At 64.4% G+C, this 20,403-nt stretch carries 14 protein-coding genes; 8 read left to right on the top strand and 6 right to left on the bottom strand.

Going from position 1 to position 20,403, the window contains the following annotated elements; genetic code table 11:
* Positions 1–10 precede the first annotated feature (10 nt).
* From M3G14_RS02815 to M3G14_RS02800, 4 genes are all read right to left on the bottom strand, one after another.
* Entirely contained in the window at positions 11–2,935 is a 2,925-nt protein-coding gene (locus tag M3G14_RS02815; RefSeq protein ID WP_259924481.1) for a DEAD/DEAH box helicase, read from the bottom strand.
* Between the two features lie 252 nt (positions 2,936–3,187).
* Complete coding sequence (locus tag M3G14_RS02810; RefSeq protein WP_259924480.1) at positions 3,188–5,215, bottom strand: hypothetical protein; 2,028 nt, start codon at positions 5,213–5,215, stop codon at positions 3,188–3,190.
* Positions 5,216–5,518: 303 nt separating this feature from the next.
* On the bottom strand, positions 5,519–7,048 hold the full coding sequence (locus M3G14_RS02805) for a DUF5129 domain-containing protein (RefSeq protein WP_259924479.1): 1,530 nt from the start codon (positions 7,046–7,048) through the stop codon (positions 5,519–5,521).
* 382 nt (positions 7,049–7,430) lie between these two features.
* The gene (locus M3G14_RS02800; protein WP_259924478.1) at positions 7,431–8,816 is read right to left on the bottom strand and encodes an amino acid permease; all 1,386 of its coding nucleotides are present in this window, start codon (positions 8,814–8,816) and stop codon (positions 7,431–7,433) included.
* Between the two features lie 367 nt (positions 8,817–9,183).
* On the opposite strand from M3G14_RS02800, the gene M3G14_RS02795 reads away from it, so the two are divergent.
* The gene (locus M3G14_RS02795; RefSeq protein ID WP_259924477.1) at positions 9,184–10,125 is read left to right on the top strand and encodes an acryloyl-CoA reductase; all 942 of its coding nucleotides are present in this window, start codon (positions 9,184–9,186) and stop codon (positions 10,123–10,125) included.
* 24 nt (positions 10,126–10,149) lie between these two features.
* Here M3G14_RS02795 and M3G14_RS02790 read toward each other — a convergent pair whose 3' ends face one another.
* Positions 10,150–11,439, bottom strand: coding sequence for an amino acid permease (locus tag M3G14_RS02790; RefSeq protein WP_259924476.1), 1,290 nt, complete (start codon positions 11,437–11,439; stop codon positions 10,150–10,152).
* 133 nt (positions 11,440–11,572) lie between these two features.
* A complete protein-coding gene (locus M3G14_RS02785; protein WP_259924475.1) occupies positions 11,573–13,051 on the bottom strand; it encodes a DUF5129 domain-containing protein in 1,479 nt (492 codons plus the stop codon).
* 281 nt (positions 13,052–13,332) lie between these two features.
* Between M3G14_RS02785 and M3G14_RS02780 the strand changes: the two genes are divergently transcribed.
* The 7 genes from M3G14_RS02780 (at position 13,333) to M3G14_RS02750 (ending at position 20,395) form a co-directional block, all read left to right on the top strand.
* The gene (locus M3G14_RS02780) at positions 13,333–14,454 is read left to right on the top strand and encodes an ABC transporter ATP-binding protein (protein ID WP_259924474.1); all 1,122 of its coding nucleotides are present in this window, start codon (positions 13,333–13,335) and stop codon (positions 14,452–14,454) included.
* 11 nt (positions 14,455–14,465) lie between these two features.
* Positions 14,466–15,704 carry a DUF4032 domain-containing protein gene (locus tag M3G14_RS02775; RefSeq protein WP_259924473.1) on the top strand — a complete coding sequence of 413 codons (1,239 nt, stop codon included), beginning with the start codon at positions 14,466–14,468 and terminating at the stop codon, positions 15,702–15,704.
* Positions 15,705–15,815: 111 nt separating this feature from the next.
* Positions 15,816–17,171 carry an ABC transporter substrate-binding protein gene (locus M3G14_RS02770; RefSeq protein ID WP_259924472.1) on the top strand — a complete coding sequence of 452 codons (1,356 nt, stop codon included), beginning with the start codon at positions 15,816–15,818 and terminating at the stop codon, positions 17,169–17,171.
* Positions 17,172–17,186: 15 nt separating this feature from the next.
* Positions 17,187–18,032, top strand: coding sequence for a carbohydrate ABC transporter permease (locus tag M3G14_RS02765; protein ID WP_259924471.1), 846 nt, complete (start codon positions 17,187–17,189; stop codon positions 18,030–18,032).
* Between the two features lie 4 nt (positions 18,033–18,036).
* Positions 18,037–18,924, top strand: a complete 888-nt coding sequence (locus tag M3G14_RS02760) for a carbohydrate ABC transporter permease (protein WP_396122178.1) — start codon at positions 18,037–18,039, stop codon at positions 18,922–18,924.
* Positions 18,925–19,198: 274 nt separating this feature from the next.
* Complete coding sequence (locus tag M3G14_RS02755) at positions 19,199–19,834, top strand: hypothetical protein (RefSeq protein ID WP_259924469.1); 636 nt, start codon at positions 19,199–19,201, stop codon at positions 19,832–19,834.
* Between the two features lie 150 nt (positions 19,835–19,984).
* Positions 19,985–20,395: a hypothetical protein gene (locus tag M3G14_RS02750; RefSeq protein ID WP_259924468.1), complete on the top strand. Its 411-nt coding sequence runs from the start codon at positions 19,985–19,987 to the stop codon at positions 20,393–20,395.
* Positions 20,396–20,403 lie beyond the last annotated feature (8 nt).

Genomic DNA, 20,403 nt, shown 5'->3' with positions numbered 1-20,403 from the left:
GTGGATCTCCTTAGTGGGTGTTGGGCAGGACGAGAACAAGTGGACGGATGAGCTCCCGGTCCGGGGCAAGCGAGGCGATCAGCGCCTTCTCTTGGCGCAGCAGGTCCTGGGAGCGGCGCACGGTGCGGGAGCTCAGGGCAGTTTGGTTGAGGTCCCTGGATTCCTCCCAGTTTTCGGCGCGCTGCATCCAGTACTCGATGCGCTGCTGGGCCTGCTCGCGGGCCGCCTGCAGCATCGGGGTGAGTTGGCCGCGGGTGATCTCGACTGAGTCCGCGATGAGCTGCTGGGTGTTCTCCGGTAGTTCGAGGTCGCCGGTGTTGATCGCATCGGCGGTGAGCCCCACGCTGTGCAGCCAGTCGACCGGGTTGATGATGGTCTGCGGGATGATCCCGTTTGCCACGGTGACAAACGCGCGCGAGATCACCTGGCCGCGCTTGTTGGTCAGCGTGCCCATGAGCAAGACGGTGGGGAAATCGAGCGTGCCTTCGGCGGCGCGGATGGCGGGGATCTGCCCGCCGGAAAGGGAGGCCAGGGCGCGGTCTGCGGCCCAGTCCGTAACCGGGTGGAGCGGACCTAAGAAGTGTGCGCGCGGCCAGGTGGAGCCTTCGTCGCCCGTGCGGGCGCGGCGCAGGAGGTCGTCGGCAAGCTCGTGCGTGGTGGCAAGCTGGAAGCTCTCGCGCACCCGGCGCGCGGCGAGGTAGTCCTGCGGGAGCACGTCCAGGCGGCGGCGCAGGTCCTCCGGGGGCGCGAGCTCGGCCACGCCGTTGGGGTGCTCGGCGAAAGCGACGCCACCGTTGGTCACCGGCTTTTCCGGCTGGTTGTGGAAGGCGGCGTTGAGCGCGTCGGTGAGGTACGCCAGCTCGGAGGGGTAGAGGCTGGTCGCGCCGGTTGTTTGTGTGCCTGGGGTGTCTTGGGCTTCTTGGGCTTCTTGTGCCGCGGCTGTGCTTGCGGCGATGCGGGCGGCGCGGGCCAACAGGGCGCTGATGTCATTGGAGTTGTCCTCCAGGACCTCCTCAGGGGCCTTGACGATGTCGTCGAAGCCGGCTTCCCCGCGGAGCACCTTGCGGATCTCGTCTTCTTCGCCGCGGATGGTGTGCTTGCCCATGAGCGGGGCGGCGTCGCCAAGCACTGCATGCGCCTCGTGCTCACGCTCGATGAGGCGGCGCAACACGCGCAACTCCCCGATACCTGAGCCTTGTGTGTCGAGGAGGAGGGCGGTGATTTGTGGCGGGTTGGTTTGCCCGTAGCGGTCGACGCGGCCGTTGCGCTGCTGGATGCGGATAAGCGACCACGGGATGTCGAAGTGGATGAGGTCGTGGCACAAGGTGTGCAGGTTCACGCCCTCGGAGGCGACATCGCCGGTGATAAGCACGCGCAGTGGGGAGTCGGTGCGCTTGAAGGCGTCGACTAGATGCATCTGCTCCTGGTCCGACAGGCCGCCGTGCATGACTTCGACCGCGCCCTTGCCTAGTTTGAGGTCCTTGGCCAAGTGCTCCTTGAGCCAGTGGAGCGTGGCCACGCGCTCGGAGAAGACGACCGCGCGGGTGTGCTTGCCCTTGCCCACGCCGATCTCCTGCAAGTAGTTGACCAGGGCGGCGTACTTGTTGGAGTTTTGAGTGGTGACCTTGGCGTTGAGCGCCTGGAGGCGCTCGAGGGCCTCGCGCTGGGTAGTGTCGTCCGCGGCGACGGACTTGAGCCGGGTGGTGATCGTCTCATTGAGGGCGGCGGGCGAGGAGAGGAAGGATTTCACCAGCGTCCACGGGAAGAGGCGGTCCGTATAGGTCTGGCCCTTCTTGTTCAGCGCCTCAGGGATCGGGCTTTTACCCTCCGGGTGGACCCAGGTGGTCTCGAGCTCGCGGGCGACCGCGTTTTCCTCCGGCGAGGCCTCCACCGGGATGTTCTTCGGCTCCGCGCGCTCCGCCCATTTCGGGCCGACCACGCTGGCGACTTCTTTGCTGTGGCGGTGGCGGCGGATGAGCAGGCGGTCGATCGCGTCCTTGTCGATCTCGCCGTTTGGCAGCACCGCGGTGGGGTCGAGCAGGCGAAGGATCTCCTTGAAGGATTCCGGGTTGCCGTTGTGCGGGGTCGCCGAGGCGAGCAGGAGTGACTCGGTGGTGGGGGCGAGTGCCTTGGCGAGATCGTTGTTTTTGGTGCCCGCGTTGGTGGCGTTGTGGATCTCATCCATGACGACGACATCCCAGCGGACCTGTCTGAGGTTGATCAGATGCTTCTCTGCCTTCAGTGTGTCCAGGGAGACAATCACGCGAGAGAAGTAGGAGAAGGGGTTGCGGCTGCCCGGCAGCTTCTGCTTGATCCGCTGGATACCAGCGGAGTCCAGGCGCACCAGCGGGATGGCGAAGCGGGTCCACATCTCCTGCTGGAACTGCTCCATGATGTGCTTTGGGGTGACCACCAGGATTCGCTCGCCGCGGCCGCGCCGGATGAGTTCCGCGAGGATCATGCCGATCTCCAGCGTCTTGCCCAGGCCCACCGCGTCGGCGATGAGCACGCGTGGGCGCAGGTTGTCCTGCGACAGCGCCTTCTTCACCGCCGTGAGCTGGTAGTCCAGCGGATCCATGAGCATGTCTTCCGCCACCGACAGCTCGTCCTGGTACAGCGGCACCGGGGTTTGGCGCAGCGTAGTCTCCAACCACAGGCGCGAGGTGCGGTAGCCGGGGGAGTCATCGGCGACGACGCGCACCTTCGCCGGGTCCACCACCTCGATTGCGTCGATCGCGGTGTAGAAGCTCGCGGTGGAATCGCGCACGAAATCCGACAGGCCGCGCACCGTAAGCAGGTAGCCGTCCACCGACTGGGTGACCTTGGTGATCAGCCACAGCTCGTCGCGGACGCGCACCGTAAGCCCGGGGGCGTAGATGGCGTCTTCGGTGGACGTTGCGGCGTCTTTGGCGTCTGTGGCGTCGGCGGTGGTCATGCCGAACATGGTAGTTGGCTGTGTGCGGGTGCACGCTGGAATGCGTGGCGGGTCTGAGTGCGAATTTGATTGCGATTTTGATTACGCTTTTGGTTTATATTTTGAAGAATCGCACTCAGAATCGTATTCACGGCGCGCGACAGGCCTTCTACCTGCGGGTTTTGATTGCGATTTTGGTTTATATTTTGGTTTATATTTTGAGTTATGGTTTGGCGCGGCGGGGACAACGCGGCGTCGATAAGCGAAAAGCCCCTAGTCCTTGCGACCGATGACGCCCTGGCTGCGGAGTCGGAAGAAGAGCACCGCGCCGATCACCAGTACGAGTACGAGGGAGATGACGAACTCGGTGTGGCTGTCCTCGGCGCGCGGCCACAGGTCGATCAGTCCCGGCACCGCGAGCGCGAGACCAGCGATCGCAATGTTGATGTTCAGAGCCTCGCGGCGCTCCTGATCCTCCTCCGCGCGGCGGCGCTCCTGCCGCTCCTGCTCCTTCTCGCGCTCCTCCTTCTCCTGCGCCTTCTGGCGGCGCACCGTGTCGAGCGCGACCTGGATTGAGTCAGCCTGGGTGGCGTAGATGTCCTTGCGAAGCTCCAGCTCAGAGACGATCTCGTCAAAATCGTCGCGGGTGCCGGTGGCGCGCAGCATGTGGCGCAGCACCGCCGTATCCACGGGCCGGCCGCTGACGGACTCGTACCAGAGGTGGTCGCGGAACACGACGAGCTCGGTCTGCAGCGCCTCGAAGTTGCGCAGACTGCGGCGCAAGGTTGTCGACGCCCGCTGGATATCCTCGTCGCTCCACTCGTCCTTCAGCCGCAGCTGGTCGACCTCCGTGGAGCCGAAGGTCATTGCGCGCAACTGCTTCGCCATCTGGGCTAAGTACTTGTCCGCGCGGCGGACGAGGATGGCCAGGTCCACGAGGCGGGTGCCGGTGTGCATCCAGAAGTAGTTGTTGGCATTTTCGATCGGCGCGCGGCGCACGACGGCCACGCCGTTTTCGTCGGAGTGGACGGTCCAGTCGCGAAATAGCTGGACCCGGGATGCCTCGAGTGAGTGCTGGTCAAGCGCCGTGAGCTCGGGTTGGAAGACGTCCGCGCGGGTGGCCAAGAACCACGCCCACGCGTCGTGTACAGTCCACGGGCCGAGGTCGTCTGCACCAGGCTGCTGCATGCGGCGCGGCAGCTCGAGGCGCTCGCGCGCGGGGATCGCGGTGATCGCCGTATACGGCCGGCCGGCGGTGGGCCCGCCCTTCTCCTGCGCCCACGCCAGGCCGCCGCTCGCCGCGACCGACAGGCCGGTGCCGCCGACGGTTTCGTCGAACTGTTTCAGCAGCCAGCGCAAGAGGCTGACTTTGCGGAGCTCGGTGATGTGGTTTGTGTTCTGCTCGCTAAGGAGCGGGAGCTTGTTCCGGTTGCGGTGCAGCGACTTCGAGATCGCCTCGAGCGCCTGACTCGAGCAGTGCTCCGCGACGACGTGGAAGACCAGGAAGTCGTTCTGGAACGTGGTGCGGTCTGGGTTGTCTGGATGGTCTTGTTGGTCTGGGGTCTCTGGGTCGATGCTGCGCAGCGTCGGACCCGTGTACTGGAGGTGCTCCACGCACGCCAATGAGACGCGCGCGTGCGGGTTGTGCAGCGCACGACCCTTGAAGTGGTCGAGGTCCCGCACGTTGTGCTCTACCGCCTCGAGCACCTCCGGGTCGTCCACGAGGACGAACTGTGCACAGTCGCGGACAGTCTGCCGTGGATCTGCGGGAGGCTGCTTGTTGTTCTCCGGCGTGATGTCAGGGCGGAAGAGCAGACGCTTGACGCGCACGCTGACGTTGTGGCGCGTGTGCGAGGAGGAAAACAGCGAGCTGCCGTCGATCGCGTCGACGGCCCGTGCGCCCACGGACTCATTCAGCGGGGTCCGGAAGTGGCCTTCCGCGCCCTTGAGGAAGACGCGAGGGGAGTAGTGGTACGTGGCGTGGTCGAGGCAGTCCTCGGGAGCTTCGGAGGCGCGTCGATAAGCATCGGCTTCCGCGTCCCACACCGGGACCTCGATCGACTTGATCCCGCGGAAACGGCCCGGGGCCCACTCGCTTGTGTCCAGGCTGGCCAGGGCGTCCGGGAAGACGGGGAGGATCACCGCGAAGTGGGCGAGGCGCCAATCCGGCAGGTCGTTGCGCGCGACCTTGAAGCCCTCCGGCAGCGGGAACTTCGCGCCCTGGAAGCTGTACGCCGAGCGGTTGCTCACATCGTTGGCCTTCTCGGGGGTGAGCTGCGAAGCGGTGGTGTCCTGCGGCATGGGTCGGGGTCCTTTGGGCTTGCGGGGATGGTTACGGCGATCGTACGACAGGGGGCGTTGGCGCGCCGGCCAACGCGAAATGGCCCAGGTTTTGCGAGAAATTTATGGGCTTTGACCTTGCGGTTTGCGGTTTGAGAAAAATTGTTTTTGCGCTGGGGTAGACAACATCTTTAAAGCGTGTCATACTTCTTTCTGCGAACCTTCTCGCCCACGGCCCACCCCCCCCGAGGCCGGCGGAGCGCTCACCACCCCCCCCATTTAGAGCGCGAGCGGCGAGAGGGTTCGCACCTATTTGTCGGGACTTTAGAAGGAACTGGAGCCGCCGGAGCCCGAGAACCCGGAGCTGAAACCCGAGTTCGTTCCGCTGCCCGAGCTGGGGCTGTTGCTGGTGGCGTCCCAGAGAGACAGCTCGTGGTAGCTGACGTAGCCGGGGTAGCGGAAATCCGGCTCCCACAGGCGCGGTGCCTCGTAGTCGTCGACGCCTTTGCGCGCGGCGAAGTGACGGGCCTGCAGCACCTCCATGCTGGTGCGGTAATCGCCGAGCACGCGGACGAAGGTGTCCATGAAGCTCGCGTCCTCGGGGTTGGCCGCGAGCGCGTGGAAGCGATTGCCGATCCTGTCGAGCCCTTCTGCGAGTACCTCGTCGCCGGCTTTGGCGGCGGCGTCGCGGGCGTGGGTGGCGTCGTCGTGAAGCTCGGCGAGGCGGGCTTGGCGCACCGCCACGTCGCCGCGTTCCATGCGGTAGAGCGCGTCGATGTGTTCCTCGGCGCGCTGGGCGTCTTCGAGGGTCTGCGCGGCGTCGGCAAGCGCGGTGGCGTTGGCCAGGGCGTCACTATCGAGCGCGACGGGCAGATCCCGCACCGCGTCATCGAGCTCGAGGAAACGGTCGCTGACCTGCTGCCACTGCGCGCGCAGCTCGCCGTCGACGAAGCGCGAATCCACGCTCCGCGCCCGCTTATCGATTTCGTCGAGACGCAGCGCAAGCGCGGCGTGCTCGCGCGTGAGCAGGTCCTTGTCGCGGCGGGCCTCCGCGATGCGCTGTTTGCGCTTCTCGACGCGACGCACCGGCACCGAACCTATAACCAGCGCTAGCGCGAAGACGCCCCCGCCGACGGGCAGCGGCACCAGCGCGCGCAGCAGGCGGGCGTCGGTGAACTTGTAGTCGTAGACGCGCTCGGGGTCGGTGGCGTAGCGGGTGCCGTCGAGAAGCCCGCGCGGAATGTCGTTGGCGCGTAAGCCTTCGGTCATGGCCTCGAGCGAGGCGTCGAGGTGCGAGCCGCTGCGCAGCGCGAGCTGGTCGGCGACGTCCTCGCCGGCGAAGATGAACTGGTGGCGCGTCTCCATGGCAGCGCCGACGAGCAGTGTGCCATCGGCAAAGTGGTCCGGGCCGATCTCGGCCGGGTAGGTGTCGCGCATGAAGTTCTCGACCGAGTCGTTGACATTGTCGAGGGAGTCATCGAAGACGATGAAGCGCAGCCGCGTGACTGTCGACGGGTGCGGCAACGCCTCCGCGCCGCGCAGCAGGTCCTGCTCCTGCGCGGGGGTGAGCAGGTCCGCCGGGTCGTCTACGAAGGTGGCGGGAGCCTGCGAGACGGTTGCTACGCGGGCCTCCTCCTCTGTGGGGACGTGCCAGAGGCTCCAGATGATGAGCGCGGGCAGGAGGGCGAGAAGCGCGGCGATTGCGAGCAGGATGCGGCGCGCGCGGGGCGAGCGGAACTGCCTGCGGTACTCGCGTGCTTCCTGTTCGCGCTCGTTGCGCAGCTTGCTGGCCTCGGTTTCTCGGAAGCGCCAGCGAGGGCCGGAGGTATCCAGCGTGTACTGTCTGCTCGACATGAAGAAAAGTATGGCAAAGGAAAAGCCCGGCGTCTCGTGTTCTAGACGCCGGGCTCTGCCTCGATAATCTCCTGGCTTAGCTTACAAAAGCAACGCCGGTTTACATAGCGAGATGCGTAAAATTATTTTCCCCGCATAATTTTCATCAGCTTGCATGATGCCTATTCGACAGTCGACCGCGATGACCGGCGGAAATGTTGAACACTTGCCTTCGAGGTGGTCAAGAGTTGTTTATGGCCGCGAATAAGCACGGAGAAACCCGGCGCGTGCCCGGGTGGCTTCATAAAACGGGTGCCATGCGGATGAGTGCAGCACCACGAAACGTGGTATATCTCACACGCCGCGGGGTGCTGCGGGGGTAGTGGCACGGGGGAGTGGCGGCCTAGAACAAGTCGATGATCGACACGCCAACGGCCAGCACGCCGACCACGAACACGAAGATGGTGTCGGGGCGGAACGCGTAGTGCCTAAAGGCGGTGGCCTTCAACGCCAAAAGGGCCGGCAGGATGAACAGCAGGAACGCCATGAAGACGCCGCCGACCACGGAGATCATATCCAGGATCGAGGGGTTGGCAACCGCGGCGAGAATGGCGGTGACGAAGACGAAGGAGAGCACGAGGCGTCGAGTAGCGCGAGGGTTGAGCTTGGACGCAGTGCGCGGCGCGGCGACGCGCACGAGGTAGCTGGTGCCCTCCTCAGTGCCCAGCAGGTGACCGAAGTAGGAGGTGATAATCGCGCAGATGGCGATGACCGGGCTCACCCACGCAAGGAAGGGCGTATGCGTCTCGTTGGCCAGGTACGACAGCACCGGGATATTCTGCTCGCGGGCCGCATCCATGCCGTCGGCACCCAGCGCGAGCGCGCAGGACCAGACGAAGAACATAGTGAAGAGCACGAGCATCGCCGCGGCGGCCAGCTCGATGCGCGAGACCGCCCTCTCCGTTGCCGCCACGTCGCCGGCGTGCCGCTTCTGCATGTCCAGGGCGAGCTGGGACAGGGCAGCGATGTGGCTAAAGGAGAAGACCAGCACCGGCATGATCAAAATGGTGGCCTGCCAGAGGGGCGTCTCCGACTCGTAGCTGCGGAAGCTTGCCAGGTCCCACTTGGGGATCAGGTAGATCGACACCGCCGCCAGCGCCACAATCAACGGGTAGACCAGCACATTGGCCAACCAGAGCGTGATCTTCATGCCCATCGCGTACGCGCCAGTCAGCAGCGTGACACAGATGGTGGCCAGCAGCCAACGGTTGATCTCGGGCCCGCCCAACTGGTTGACGATGAAGCTGTCCATCGTGTTGGTAATCGAGATCGCGTAGATCAACACCACCGGGTAGATGCCCAACCAATACATCAGCGCGGTAGCCAGGCCGCGCTTGCGACCAGTCAGGGCGGTGACCACCTGGAGGACGTCAAGGCCCTTCTCCGGCGACGCCGCCACGATCCGCGCGTAGGCGCGGTGCGAGAAGAACACCATCGGGCCGATGATCAGCGTGGCCAGCACCAGCGGCCAAAAGCCGAAGCTGCCAGCGTTGATGGGCAAAAAGAGAATGCCCGCACCGACGCCGGTGCCGAACAGCGCGATCACCCAGGAGATGAACGAGCCATCCGGCTTGTCCCCAGCGCGCTGCTCCTTGATCTGCTCCATGTCCGCGTCCGAGAGGTGCTCGGTGTTGAATTCGGCACGGCCGAGCTCGAGGTGCTCGTCGCTGTACTGCTCCGGGAGTTTCCCGTCGCGCCCGACAGAGCTGCCGGTGTGTGAGGTAGACATCAATACCCGCCTTTCTTTGTGGTGCGCCACACATTAACACGGCTTGATGTTTTCTTACACTCGCCTAAGAAAATCAATGGTCTAGGCGTGCGGAGGGGGCAGCGGGGCGTTCCCCCTCGTGGGGTTTTCTGGGCGGTGTTGGTCTACATGGAGCTAGCTCCATTTGGGGCTTGCGGTGGGACGCGACCTGGGGTTTTGCGGGCGGGGTCGGTCTAAATGGAGCTAGCTCCGTTTGGACGCACTCAGCGCAGGTGAGTAGGAGCGACTCCGCGCGTTCATTCGTTCTGAGCAGAACTCCACGCTCGGCATACTCCTGCAACGATTTTCCGCCGCCCCGCCGCCACGCGACATCCCTATACTGGCGCCCATGAATCGCACGTTGATTGTTACCGAGCAAGGCCCAGAGATCGTCGGCACTCGCAGCGAGTTCGCGGGCGAGGGCGACACGCTGATCACCCTCAGCCACTCCTCGCTCAACTACAAGGACGCCATGGCGCTCGATGGCAACCGCGGCATCCTGCGGCACCTGCCCACGGTGCCCGGCATCGATGCGGTCGGCACGCTTGCCGACGGCACGCTCGTCACCGTCAACGGCCGCGGCATCGGCGAGCGCCGCCACGGCGGCTACACCCCCGAGATGCGCATCGACGCCGCCGACATCACCCGCGTACCCGAACGCTTCAACGCCCACGAGGCCGCCGCCATCGGCACCGCCGGCTACACCGCGGCGCTGTCGGTGGCCGGCTTCGAGCGCGCGCTCTACGGAGACACCGCGGAGGGCCCCGTCCTGGTCACCGGCGCGACCGGCGGCGTCGGCTCGATCGCGGTCCAGCTGCTCGCCGCGCGCGGGCATGAGGTGTGGGCGGTGACGGGTCGCGTCGATAAGCATGGCCCTTGGCTGCGCGAGCTCGGGGCGAGCGAGGTACTCGACCGCGCCGAATTTTCCGAGCCGGGCAAGCCGCTGCAGAAGGCGCGCCTGGGCGGCGTGGTGGACACCGTCGGCTCGACCGTGCTGGCCAACGCGCTCACGCAGCTGCGGTGGGGCGGCGTGGCCACCGCGTGCGGCATGGCGGCCGGCAACGACCTGCCCGCGAGCGTCCTGCCATTTATCCTGCGCGGTGTGCAGCTGGTTGGTATCAACTCTGTGGATACGCCCAATACGCTTCGCGACGAAGCGTGGCAGCTCCTCGACGAGTCCTTAGACACCAACGCCATCCGCACCGAGGAAGTCGGTTTGGATGGCGTCGTGGAGGCTGGGCGCCAGCTGCTCGATGGCCAGCACAGTGGACGCGTCGTGGTCACCCTGTAGCCACGGGAGCCACGGGTTCCTGCCTTAGGCGAACATCTGCCAGATAGCCACGCCCATGATGACGATGCCCAGGATGAACACACCCCAGGTCTCCGGTGTGTTGGCAAAGCGGCGGTAATCCTTGGCGTAGCGGAAAAGCAGCATCGGCACGATGTAGACCAAAAACGTGATGAAGATGCCGCCGACCACCGAGATCAAGTCCAGGATGGAAGGGTTGAGAATGCCGGCGGCCACGGTGGTGACGAAGACGAAAACGTAAATGCCCCAGCGCAGCTTCTTCGGGTCCAGGCGCTCGGCAAACCCCGGCGCGACGGCGCGCACGAGGTAGGTCGTTCCCTCCTCGGCGCCCATGACGTGGCCGAAGTACGACGAGGCGATCGCGCACAGGGCGACGAGCGGGGAGAGGACGGCCAAAAACGGGGTCTGGGTCTCGTTAGCCAGATACGACAGCACGGGGATGTTCTGCTCGCGCGCCGCCTCCATACCGTCAGCACCAAGCGCAAGCGTGCACGACCACACAAAGAACATGGTGAACACCACGAGCAGGCCGACGGTGATCGCCTCAATCTTCGACACAGTCCGCTCCGCCGCCGCGACATCGCCGCCCTCACGCTTTTGCACGTCGAGCGCAAACTGGGACACTGCCGGCATGTGGTTGAAGGAGAACACGAACACCGGCAAAATCAGCAGCATCGCCTTCCAGAACGGAGTACCCGACTCGTAGGAACGGAAGCTGGCCACATCCCACTGGGGGATGAGGTAGAACGACACTGCGGCCAGCGCAATGATGAGCGGATAGACCAGCGCGTTGGCAAAGGCGAGCGTCGCCTTCTTCCCCAACGCGTACGCGCCCGTGAGCACGCCCACACACACCGTGGCCATCAGCCAGCGCGGCACATGCGGACCGTGGAGTTGGTTGACCACGAAACTGTCCATGGTGTTGGTCACGCTCACGCCGTAGATCAGCACGATCGGGTAAATGGACAACCAGTACATCAGGCCCGTCATCAGTCCGCGGTTGCGCCCCGCCAGCGCCGTGACCACCTGCAGCACGTCCAGCCCCTTCTTCGGCGACGCGGCGACGATGCGCGCGTAGGTGCGGTGCGAGAAAAACACCATCGGGGCGATAAGCAGTGTAATTACAAGGAGCGGGAAGAAACCGAAGCTGCCGGCGTCGATAGGCAAAAAGAGGATGCCCGCCCCGACGGCAGTACCGAACAGTGTGATCGCCCAAGACAGGGTGCCGCCGTCGGGGGCGGTGCCGGAGCTGTGCTCGGCGATCTGCCGCTTATCTGCCTCCGTGAGGTGTTCCATATTGAATTCGCGTGCGCTTGTGGGCAAGGGCTGCCTCCGTGAAACTTGCGTTGTGTGGGACACGGGGAGTCTAAAGCACGGGTGTTGCAGTCGTCACATCGTCGCACCGATGTGGGGTAGTGGCGCGGTACCCCTAGAAGGAGCTCGACCCGCCCGCGCCGGAGAAGCCGCTGCTAAACGAAGAGTTCACGCCCGAGCTCGACGAGGACTGCGCCGCCTGCTCCGCCTCCACGTTGGAGGTGTGCCAGGAGGCCAGCGCCACGTAAGGCACGTAGCCGGAGTAGACGTAGCCCGGGTCGGTCAGGCGCGGGGTGTGCAGCTCGTTGTGCTCCTGGACGTCGCTGAACTCGCGGCGCTTGACGCTATCCAGCAGGACGCGGTAATCGCCGAGCACGCGGACGAAGGCGTCCAAAAAGTCCGGCGAATCCGGGTGCGTATCCAGCCAGTCCACCCGCTCCTGCAGCTGCGCCAACCCCTGCGTGAGCTGGGCGTCCTTGACCTCGTAGCGGGCGCGGACGATGTCCTCGCGGATATCGGTGAGCAGGTTGCGGCGCGCAGCAGCGTCGCCCTGTTCCACCGCGAAAAGCCGGTTGATGTTGTCCTCGGCGTGGCTGGTGTCTTCGAAGGTCTGCGCCGCGTCGCGCAGGTTGTCCGCGCTCTCGTACGCCTGCTGGTCGGTGGCCACGCTGTTGCGCTGGGTGACGTCGTGCAGGCGCAGGAAGCGGTCGCGCACCTCCGACCACTGCTGGCGCATCTCCGCATTGGCAAAGGCCGAGGACACTGAGTTGGCGCGCACGTCCAGCTCGTCAAGGCGCTGGCTCAAACCCGTGTACTCGCTGGCCAGGAGGGCGTGGTCTGCGCGGGCCTGGTTGATCTTCTTGCGGCGCTTGTCTCGCCTGGTCGCCGCGATACTGCCGCCGATCAGGGCCGCGCCAGACGGGATCCCGCCACCCGCGATAGCGAGGCCGATGCGCGAGCCCTCGGCGTCGCTAGCGCCCCACTGCTGGACCGCATCCGTGTCCATGGCCAGGTTCGCCCCGGCGAAGACGGCCGCGGGCAGGTTGTTGTCGCGCAGCCCCGGCTTCATCTCCTCCAGCACGTCGCTGAGGCGCTGGCCCTTGCGGATTTTCAGCTGGTCAGCGACGTCCTCGCCGGCGAAGACGAAGTTGTTGCGCGACTGCATGTCGGCACCGAGGATGAGTACGCCGTCTGCGAACTTGTCGTTGCCAATCTGCTCCGGGTAGTTATCGCGCAGGAAGTTCTCCGCCGAGTCGTTGACGTTCTCGCGGCCTTCGGCCAGGAAGATGTAGTGGATGGTCTGCACCGTATCCGGGCGGGGGAGGCGCTCCGCGTCGCGCTGCATGCGCTGCTCGTCCTCGGCGCTGAGGATGTCCTGCGGGTCCGAGACCATCAGCTGCGCGGCATTCGCCTGCGTGGACACCGCGAACTGGTCTGCGTCCGGGACATCGGCCAGGCTGTAGCCGGCCGCACCGCCACCGACTGCCAGCAGCGCGGACGCGCCGATTACCGCCGCCCAGTCCTTTGCGGCCGAGCCCTTCGCGGGCTGGCGGGTACCGGTGCTTTCGCGTGTTCCGTCGGGAGTCGAAGCCATGGGGCCAAGGATAGCGGGGGAGGGGTGGGAGTGGGCGTCGAAAAGCGAGCGGCAGGGTGGTAACCAGCAGATGGTAATGAGCCCAGGTCGGCATAAACGCAACAAACGATGCCCTGGGATGATTACCATCCTGGGGTTACCATCCTCCGCCTCCCATCCCCCGCCTCCCACACCCGCGCGCGCCGAAGATGCCCACCCGCACCCGCGGCGGGGGTAACGTGGGGAGCGACCCTTTTCCCCACTACGGATCGTTCGGCACGTACCTGCCGATGGAGGACAACATGGCAACTGTGACCTATGACAATGCAACCCGCATCTACCCCGGCGCGGAAAAGCCGAGCGTGGACAAGCTGAACCTGGAGATCGCTGACGGCGAGTTCCTGGTGCTGGTGGGCCCGTCGGGCTCGGGTAAGTCGACGGCGCTGCGCATGCTCGCGGGCCTGGAGGACACGAATGAGGGGCGCATCCTCATCGGCGACCGCGACGTGACCAATGTCAGCCCGAAGGAACGCGACATCGCCATGGTGTTCCAGAACTACGCGCTCTACCCGCACATGACCGTGCGCGAGAACATGGGTTTTGCGCTGAAGATCGCAGGCCAGGACAAGGCGGAGATCGACCGCCGCGTGGAAGAGGCGGCAAAGACGCTGGACCTGACCGAGTACCTGGACCGCAAGCCGAAGGCGCTTTCCGGTGGTCAGCGCCAGCGCGTGGCGATGGGTCGCGCGATCGTGCGTGAGCCGCAGGTGTTCCTCATGGACGAGCCGCTGTCCAACCTGGACGCGAAGCTGCGCGTGCAGACCCGTACGCAGATTGCCAACCTGCAGCGCCGCATGAAGGTGACCACGCTGTACGTCACCCACGACCAGACCGAGGCTCTGACCATGGGAGACCGGATCGCGGTGCTGAACTTCGGCGTGCTGCAGCAGGTGGGTACGCCGCGCGAGCTCTACGACCGCCCGAACAACGTCTTCGTCGCCGGCTTCATTGGCTCGCCGGCGATGAACCTGTCCACCTTCGATGTGGATGACGCTGGCGTGGCGCGTCTGGGCCAGGCGTCGATTCCGCTGCCGCAGGACGTGCGCGCGCACCTGACTGATGCCGATAATGGCCAGGTCATCCTCGGTTTCCGTCCGGAGGCGCTCACGCTTGTCGACGGCAACGCCGAGCACTCGATCCCAGTGGAGATCGACTTTGTCGAGGAGCTGGGCTCCGACTCCTACCTTTACGGCCACCTCGCCGGCGGCGGCTGGAAGGAAGAGGGCTTGCAGGAGGAGACCTCCGGGCAGATCGTGGTGCGCACCGCGCCGCTGTCGGGCGTGCACAAGGGTGACGTGGTCCACGCCCAGATTGCCGAGGGCGGCCTGCACGCCTTCTCGAAGGCGACGGGCGAGCGCCTGTAGGAGCGTCAGGCGTGCTGGAAAGACTCAGCGTTGTTTCTCCCACGTACGCGCCCACGCTGCTGAAGATGCCGTGGTCCACTCCGCTCGAGGAGTGGAGCACGGACCTTTTGGCGGCGCTACCGCGCGGCATCTCGCGCCACACCGTGCGCCTGATTGAGGCGGATGGGCTCGTTTTCGCGGTCAAGGAGATCGGGGAGCGGGTGGCCTACCACGAATACCGCAACCTGCGCCGACTGCAGGAGCTGGGCGTGCCGTGCGTGGTGCCGGTGGCGGTGATCACGCACCGCCGGGGCGAGGACGGTCAGGAGCTGACCCCCTGCCTTGTCACCGAGCACCTGCGCTTTTCGCTGCCGTACCGCGACGTCTTTTCGCGCGACCCGGCGGCGGAGATCGTGTCCAAGCTGGTGCGCGCCCTGGCCGTGCTGCTCGTGCGCCTGCACCTGCTCGGCTTCTACTGGGGCGATGTGTCGCTGTCCAACACGCTGTTTCGCCGCGATGCGGACCAGTTCTCCGCCTACCTGGTCGATGCGGAGACCGGCGAATTCCATGAGCCGCTGTCACAGGGCCGCAGGCTTTACGACGTCGACGTGGCCCGCGTCAACATCATCGGCGAACTCATGGACCTCCAGGCCGCCGGCGCCATCGACGAGGACGCCGACGTCATCGCGCTCGGCAACGCCATCGAGGCCGTCTACCTCGAACTGTGGGACCTGGTCACCGGTGAGCTGGTGGTGGAGGGGGATGCGTTCGATGCCGTGGCCAAGCGGGTCGAGGCGATCAACGCGCTCGGCTTCGATGTGGGCGAGTTGGAGATTGAAAACGACGGTAACCGCTACCGCATCATCATCGAGCCCGCCGTGTTTTCCACCGGCTTCTACCAGAAGAAGCTGCTGCGGCTGACGGGACTGGATGTCCAAGACGGCCAGGCGCAGCGGCTGTTGGGGGAGATGGAGGTCTACCGGGCGGTGCGCTACGGCGGCAAGCTGCCGCTGGAGGCAGTGGCGCACCGGTGGATGGTGCGCGAGTACGAGCCGGTCGTGGCGCTGATCCCCGAGACGCTGCGGGAGAAGCTGGAGCCGGCGCAGATCTTCCACGAAATCCTCGACCACCGGTGGTTCCTCAGCCAGAACGAGCAGCGCTTCGTGCCGCTGATGGAGGCCGCCGCGTCGTACTTCCAGCGGGTACTGCCGGGACACCGCGACGAGGCGATGGTGTACCGACTACCCCCGACGTCACCCCGGACCAGATAGGTAATACCAGCTAATACCACCGTATAACTGTTATATATTAACCATATTGTTGACCCCGTTCAACGGTCGTACGCTGGAAGAGTACGTAAAATCCAATACGAAGGACCGCCGATGAGTACGAGAGTCAGCAAGGCTCGGCGTGTGGTGGCGAGTGTGGCGACGGTGATGCTTGCGTCGATAAGCATGGTTGCCTGCGGCACGGACAATGGGCCCAGCGTGTATTACCTGAACTTCAAGCCTGAGCAGGCGCAGGCATTCGAGACGATTGCGGAGGAATACACGGCCGAGACCGGTATCCCCGTCAAGGTGGTCACGGCCGCCTCCGGCTCCTACATGCAGACGCTAAAGGCCGAGATGGCCAAGAGCAACGCGCCCACCCTGTTCCAGATCAACGGCCAGGAGGGCTACGGCATCTGGAAGGACTACCTCGCCGACATCTCCGAGTACGAGGTCGTCGAGGCGCTCAACGACGACGCGCAGCCGATCACTGCCAAGGACGGCACCGTGCGCGGCTTCCCCTTTGCCATGGAAGGCTTTGGCATCCTCTACAACGAGGAGATCTTCGATCGCTACTTCGCACTGCCCAACCCGGCCGTGGCCTCCATGGACGAGGTGAACAACTTCGGCGCGCTCAAGGCGGTTGCCGAGGATATGCAGGCGAAGAAGGAGGAGCTGGGTATCGACGGCGCGTTTGCCGTGACCAGCCTCATCGCCGGCGAAGAGTGGCGCTGGACCAACCACCTGATGAACGGGGCCTACCACTACGAAATCGAGGACCGCGGCATCAACGAGTTCCAGGACATGCCCACCATCGATTTCTCCTACGGCGACAACTACAAGCAGCTGTTCGACCTGTATTTGGAAAACTCCACGACCAAGCCGGCGCTGGCCGCCTCCCGCGCCACGAGCGATTCCATGGCGGAGTTCGCCACCGGCAAGGCGGCGATGGTGCAAAACGGCAACTGGGCCTGGGGGCAGATTGCCGAGGATGCCTCGAACGTGATCAAGGAAGACAAGATCAAGTTCATGCCCATGTACATGGGCCTGCCCAACGAGGAAGAGGTCGGGCTGAACATCGGCACCGAGAACTACTTCGCGGTGAACAACAAGGCCAGCGAGGAAGACCAGCAGGCCACCCGCGACTTCCTCACCTGGTTGTTCCTCTCCGAGCGCGGCAAGGAGCTGGTTGTCGACGAGCTTTCCTTCATCGCGCCGTTTACCAACTACAGCCCCGAGGATGTGCCGGACGACCCGCTGGCTCGCCAGGTGCAGGCCGCGCTGTCCGACACCGAGACCGAATCCATCCCCTGGGACTTCCAATTCAGCCCCAACCAGCAGTTCCGTGACCTCTACGGCCAGAACCTCGCCCAGTACGCCATCGGCAACATCACCTGGGACGACGTGGTGGCCAAGCTCAAGGAAGACTGGGAGTACGAGATGGCCAACCAGATCGCCTTGCTGGACTAGGCAGAGGAGCACACCATGCAAGCAACACTGAAAAAGTATTTCCCCATCTTCGTCCTGCCGACGCTGGCGGCCTTTGCCATCGCCTTTTTGGTGCCGTTCATCATCGGCTTCTTCCTGTCCTTTACCAAGTTCACCACGATCACCGACGCCACCTGGGTCGGCCTGGAAAACTACGGGCGCGTCTTCCAAGAGCGTGAGGGATTCGTTTCCGCCTTCGGCTTCACACTGGCCGTGGCGGTCGTCTCGATCATCACCGTCAACGTGATCGCCTTTGCCATCGCGTGGACGCTCACGCGCAAACTCAAGGGCACGAACTTCTTCCGCACGGTGTTCTTCATGCCGAACCTGATCGGCGGCATCGTGCTCGGCTACACCTGGCAGTCCATGATCAACGCGGTGCTGGCCCACTACGAAACCACCATCGCCGCTGACTGGAAGTTCGGCTACGCCGGCCTGATCATCCTGATGAACTGGCAGCTGATCGGCTACATGATGATCATCTACATCGCCGGCCTGCAGAACGTCCCGCCGGAGCTTCTCGAGGCCGCCGAGCTGGACGGCGTGAGCAAGTGGGAGATGCTGCGGCACGTCACCATCCCGATGATGATGCCGTCGATCACCATCTGCCTGTTCCTCACCCTGTCGAACACCTTCAAGCTGTTCGACCAGAACCTCGCGCTGACCAACGGCGCACCGGGGCAGCAGACCGAGATGGTCGCCCTCAACATCGTCAACACCATGTTCAACCGCGTCGGTGCCGAGGGCGTCGGCCAAGCGAAGGCAGTGATTTTCGTTGTCGTCGTGGTTGTCATCGCAATGTTCCAGCTGCGCGCCACCCGCAGCAGGGAAGTGGAGGCATAGAACAATGACCACCAAAGTAACGAAGCCGGCAGCGAAACCGGCTCCCAGCGAGGCGAAAGTCTCCGGCGGCGCAAAGGGCTTGATCTACGCGGTGCTGATCTTCCTCACCATCGTGTTCCTCGGCCCCATCCTGTTCATCCTGCTCAACTCCTTCAAGGACCGCTTCGCTATCTCGAACAACCCGTTCGCGCTGCCGGTTGGCGACATGTGGGCCGGATTCAGCAACTACGTCACCGGCATCCAGGGCGAAGGCTTCGGCTGGGCGATCGTGTGGTCCTTCGTGATCACGATCCTGTCGGTCGCCGCCGTCGTCTTCTTCTCCTCCATGACCGCCTACTACATCACCCGCGTGAAGACCTGGTGGACGAGCACCCTGTACTACCTGTTCGTCTTCTCCATGGTCATCCCGTTCCAGATGGTCATGTTCCCCACCGTGGTCATCGCCGACCGCCTCGGCATGGCCAACCCGATCGGCATGGTCATCCTCTACATGGGCTTCGGCTCCGGCCTGTCCGTCTTCATGTTCTCCGGCTTCATCAAGTCAATCCCCCTGGAGATCGAGGAAGCCGCAACTATCGACGGCTGCTCGCCCCTGTCCACCTTCTTCCGAGTCGTCATGCCGATGCTCAAGCCCACCGCGATCACCGTGGCGATCCTCAACGCCATGTGGATCTGGAACGACTACCTCCTGCCGTACCTGGTCGTCGGCCTGTCCACGCCGTACCGCACCATTCCGGTGGTCATCCAGCAGTTCATCGGCTCCCAGGGCGACCGCGACCTGGGCGCGATGATGGCCATGCTCGTGTTGGCGATCATCCCCATCATCGTCTTCTACATGTCCGCGCAGAAGCACATCGTTGAGGGTGTTGCCGCGGGTGCGGTGAAGGGCTAGTCGCTTCGGTTGGCTGCGGCTGGCTGTGGCTGGCTTGGCGTCGGGACCGGGTTTCGGTCTCGGCGCCTTTGCTTTTGGGTGGGGTCTGCCTCGGGCGAGGCGCCTCGGTCCAAATGGAGCTAGCTCCATTTGCACGCGGGGCCAATAAACGACCTGGGGTTTTAGGTGACGGTGCCATCTAAATGGGGCTAGCTCCTCTTGGAGGCGTCACCCGGCGCGGCTCCGTGGCATCTTGTCCGCTGCAGCTTGGCACCCACCAACTACGCTGGGGCGGGTGAACATGTTTAACCCGGACTCGCGCTTCATGTCCGCCTTCACTCTGCTTGCGGACGTCGTCATTCTCAACATGCTCATCGTGTGCTCCAGCCTGCCGATCGTCACAGGCGGTGCCGCACTCCGCGCCGCGAACGTGGTCGTCGGCGACATGATCCAAGGCATCGGGTCCCGCTACGGGCTGCAGTACCTACGCGAGTTCCGCAACCAAGCACGACCCGCCACGGCGTGGTGGCTCGTGCTGCTCGTCGCGGCCACGGTACTGGTCTACCAGCAGTGGGTACTTTTCCAGGCCGGCATCGACGGTGCCGCACTCTTCGCCCTCCAGGCACTCGCGCTGTCCGGAGCAATGATCCTTGCCGGGATCTCCGTCTGGTTCTTCGCGCTGGAATCGCTGCCTATCGACGCCCACCCATCCGGCCTCCGCGCGAGCCTGAGCCGCGCAGTCGTGCTCGCTTTCAAACACCTCATGCATACTCTCGGCGCGCTCGCGGTGCTCTGGCTGGCCATCTCTTTGGTGCGGTTTCTGCCACTGGTGTGGGCGGTACCGGCCGTGTTCTTTTTCGTCCCTGCGCTGTGTGTGTACGTCATCCGGCTCGTGCTGGCGGCACCGCTTGGGCAGAAACTAGGGGAGTAGCGGTGGGTGACGTGCCACCTAGTATTTTCCTAAGCGAATATTCTTATTGATTTTTGTCCGCTAAGCGGTTGCGGACAGCCGACATGCACTGTTTCATGGTTATAGGACGTAGATCACAGTCCTGCCAACAGATTCTTCAAGGAGATACCAATGAAGCGCATTGCAACCGCGGCTCTCGCCGCCACCACGGCCCTTTCCCTGACCGTCGCCCCGGCACACGCACAGGTCGAGGTACCGCCGCCGAACAAGCCCGATAGCTCGTCCGAGGCGTACCAGACGTGCGTGAAGGTGAACAATGATCTCGAGAAAGATGCCGAACAGCAGGGTAAGGCCGATGACTTCAAGAAGCTGCGTGAGGAGGCAGCCAAGAAGGAAGGCGTTGCCGGCTCCAGCAACGAGGGCTACTGCATCGGCATGCTGACCAAGGACGACGACTACAAGGGCGGCGCTATCGCCCTGCTCACCCTTGTCCCGCTGGGCATTGTTGCACTGCTCGGTGCAGCGGCTGCTGCTTCCGGCATGATCCCGGGTGTCGCCCTGCCGGCAATCCCGGGCATGTAAGACACGGA

The organism is Corynebacterium sp. p3-SID1056 (assembly GCF_025152525.1).
In the GTDB taxonomy this organism is placed as follows: domain Bacteria; phylum Actinomycetota; class Actinomycetes; order Mycobacteriales; family Mycobacteriaceae; genus Corynebacterium.
This window is presented reverse-complemented; position numbering and strand designations above follow the sequence as displayed.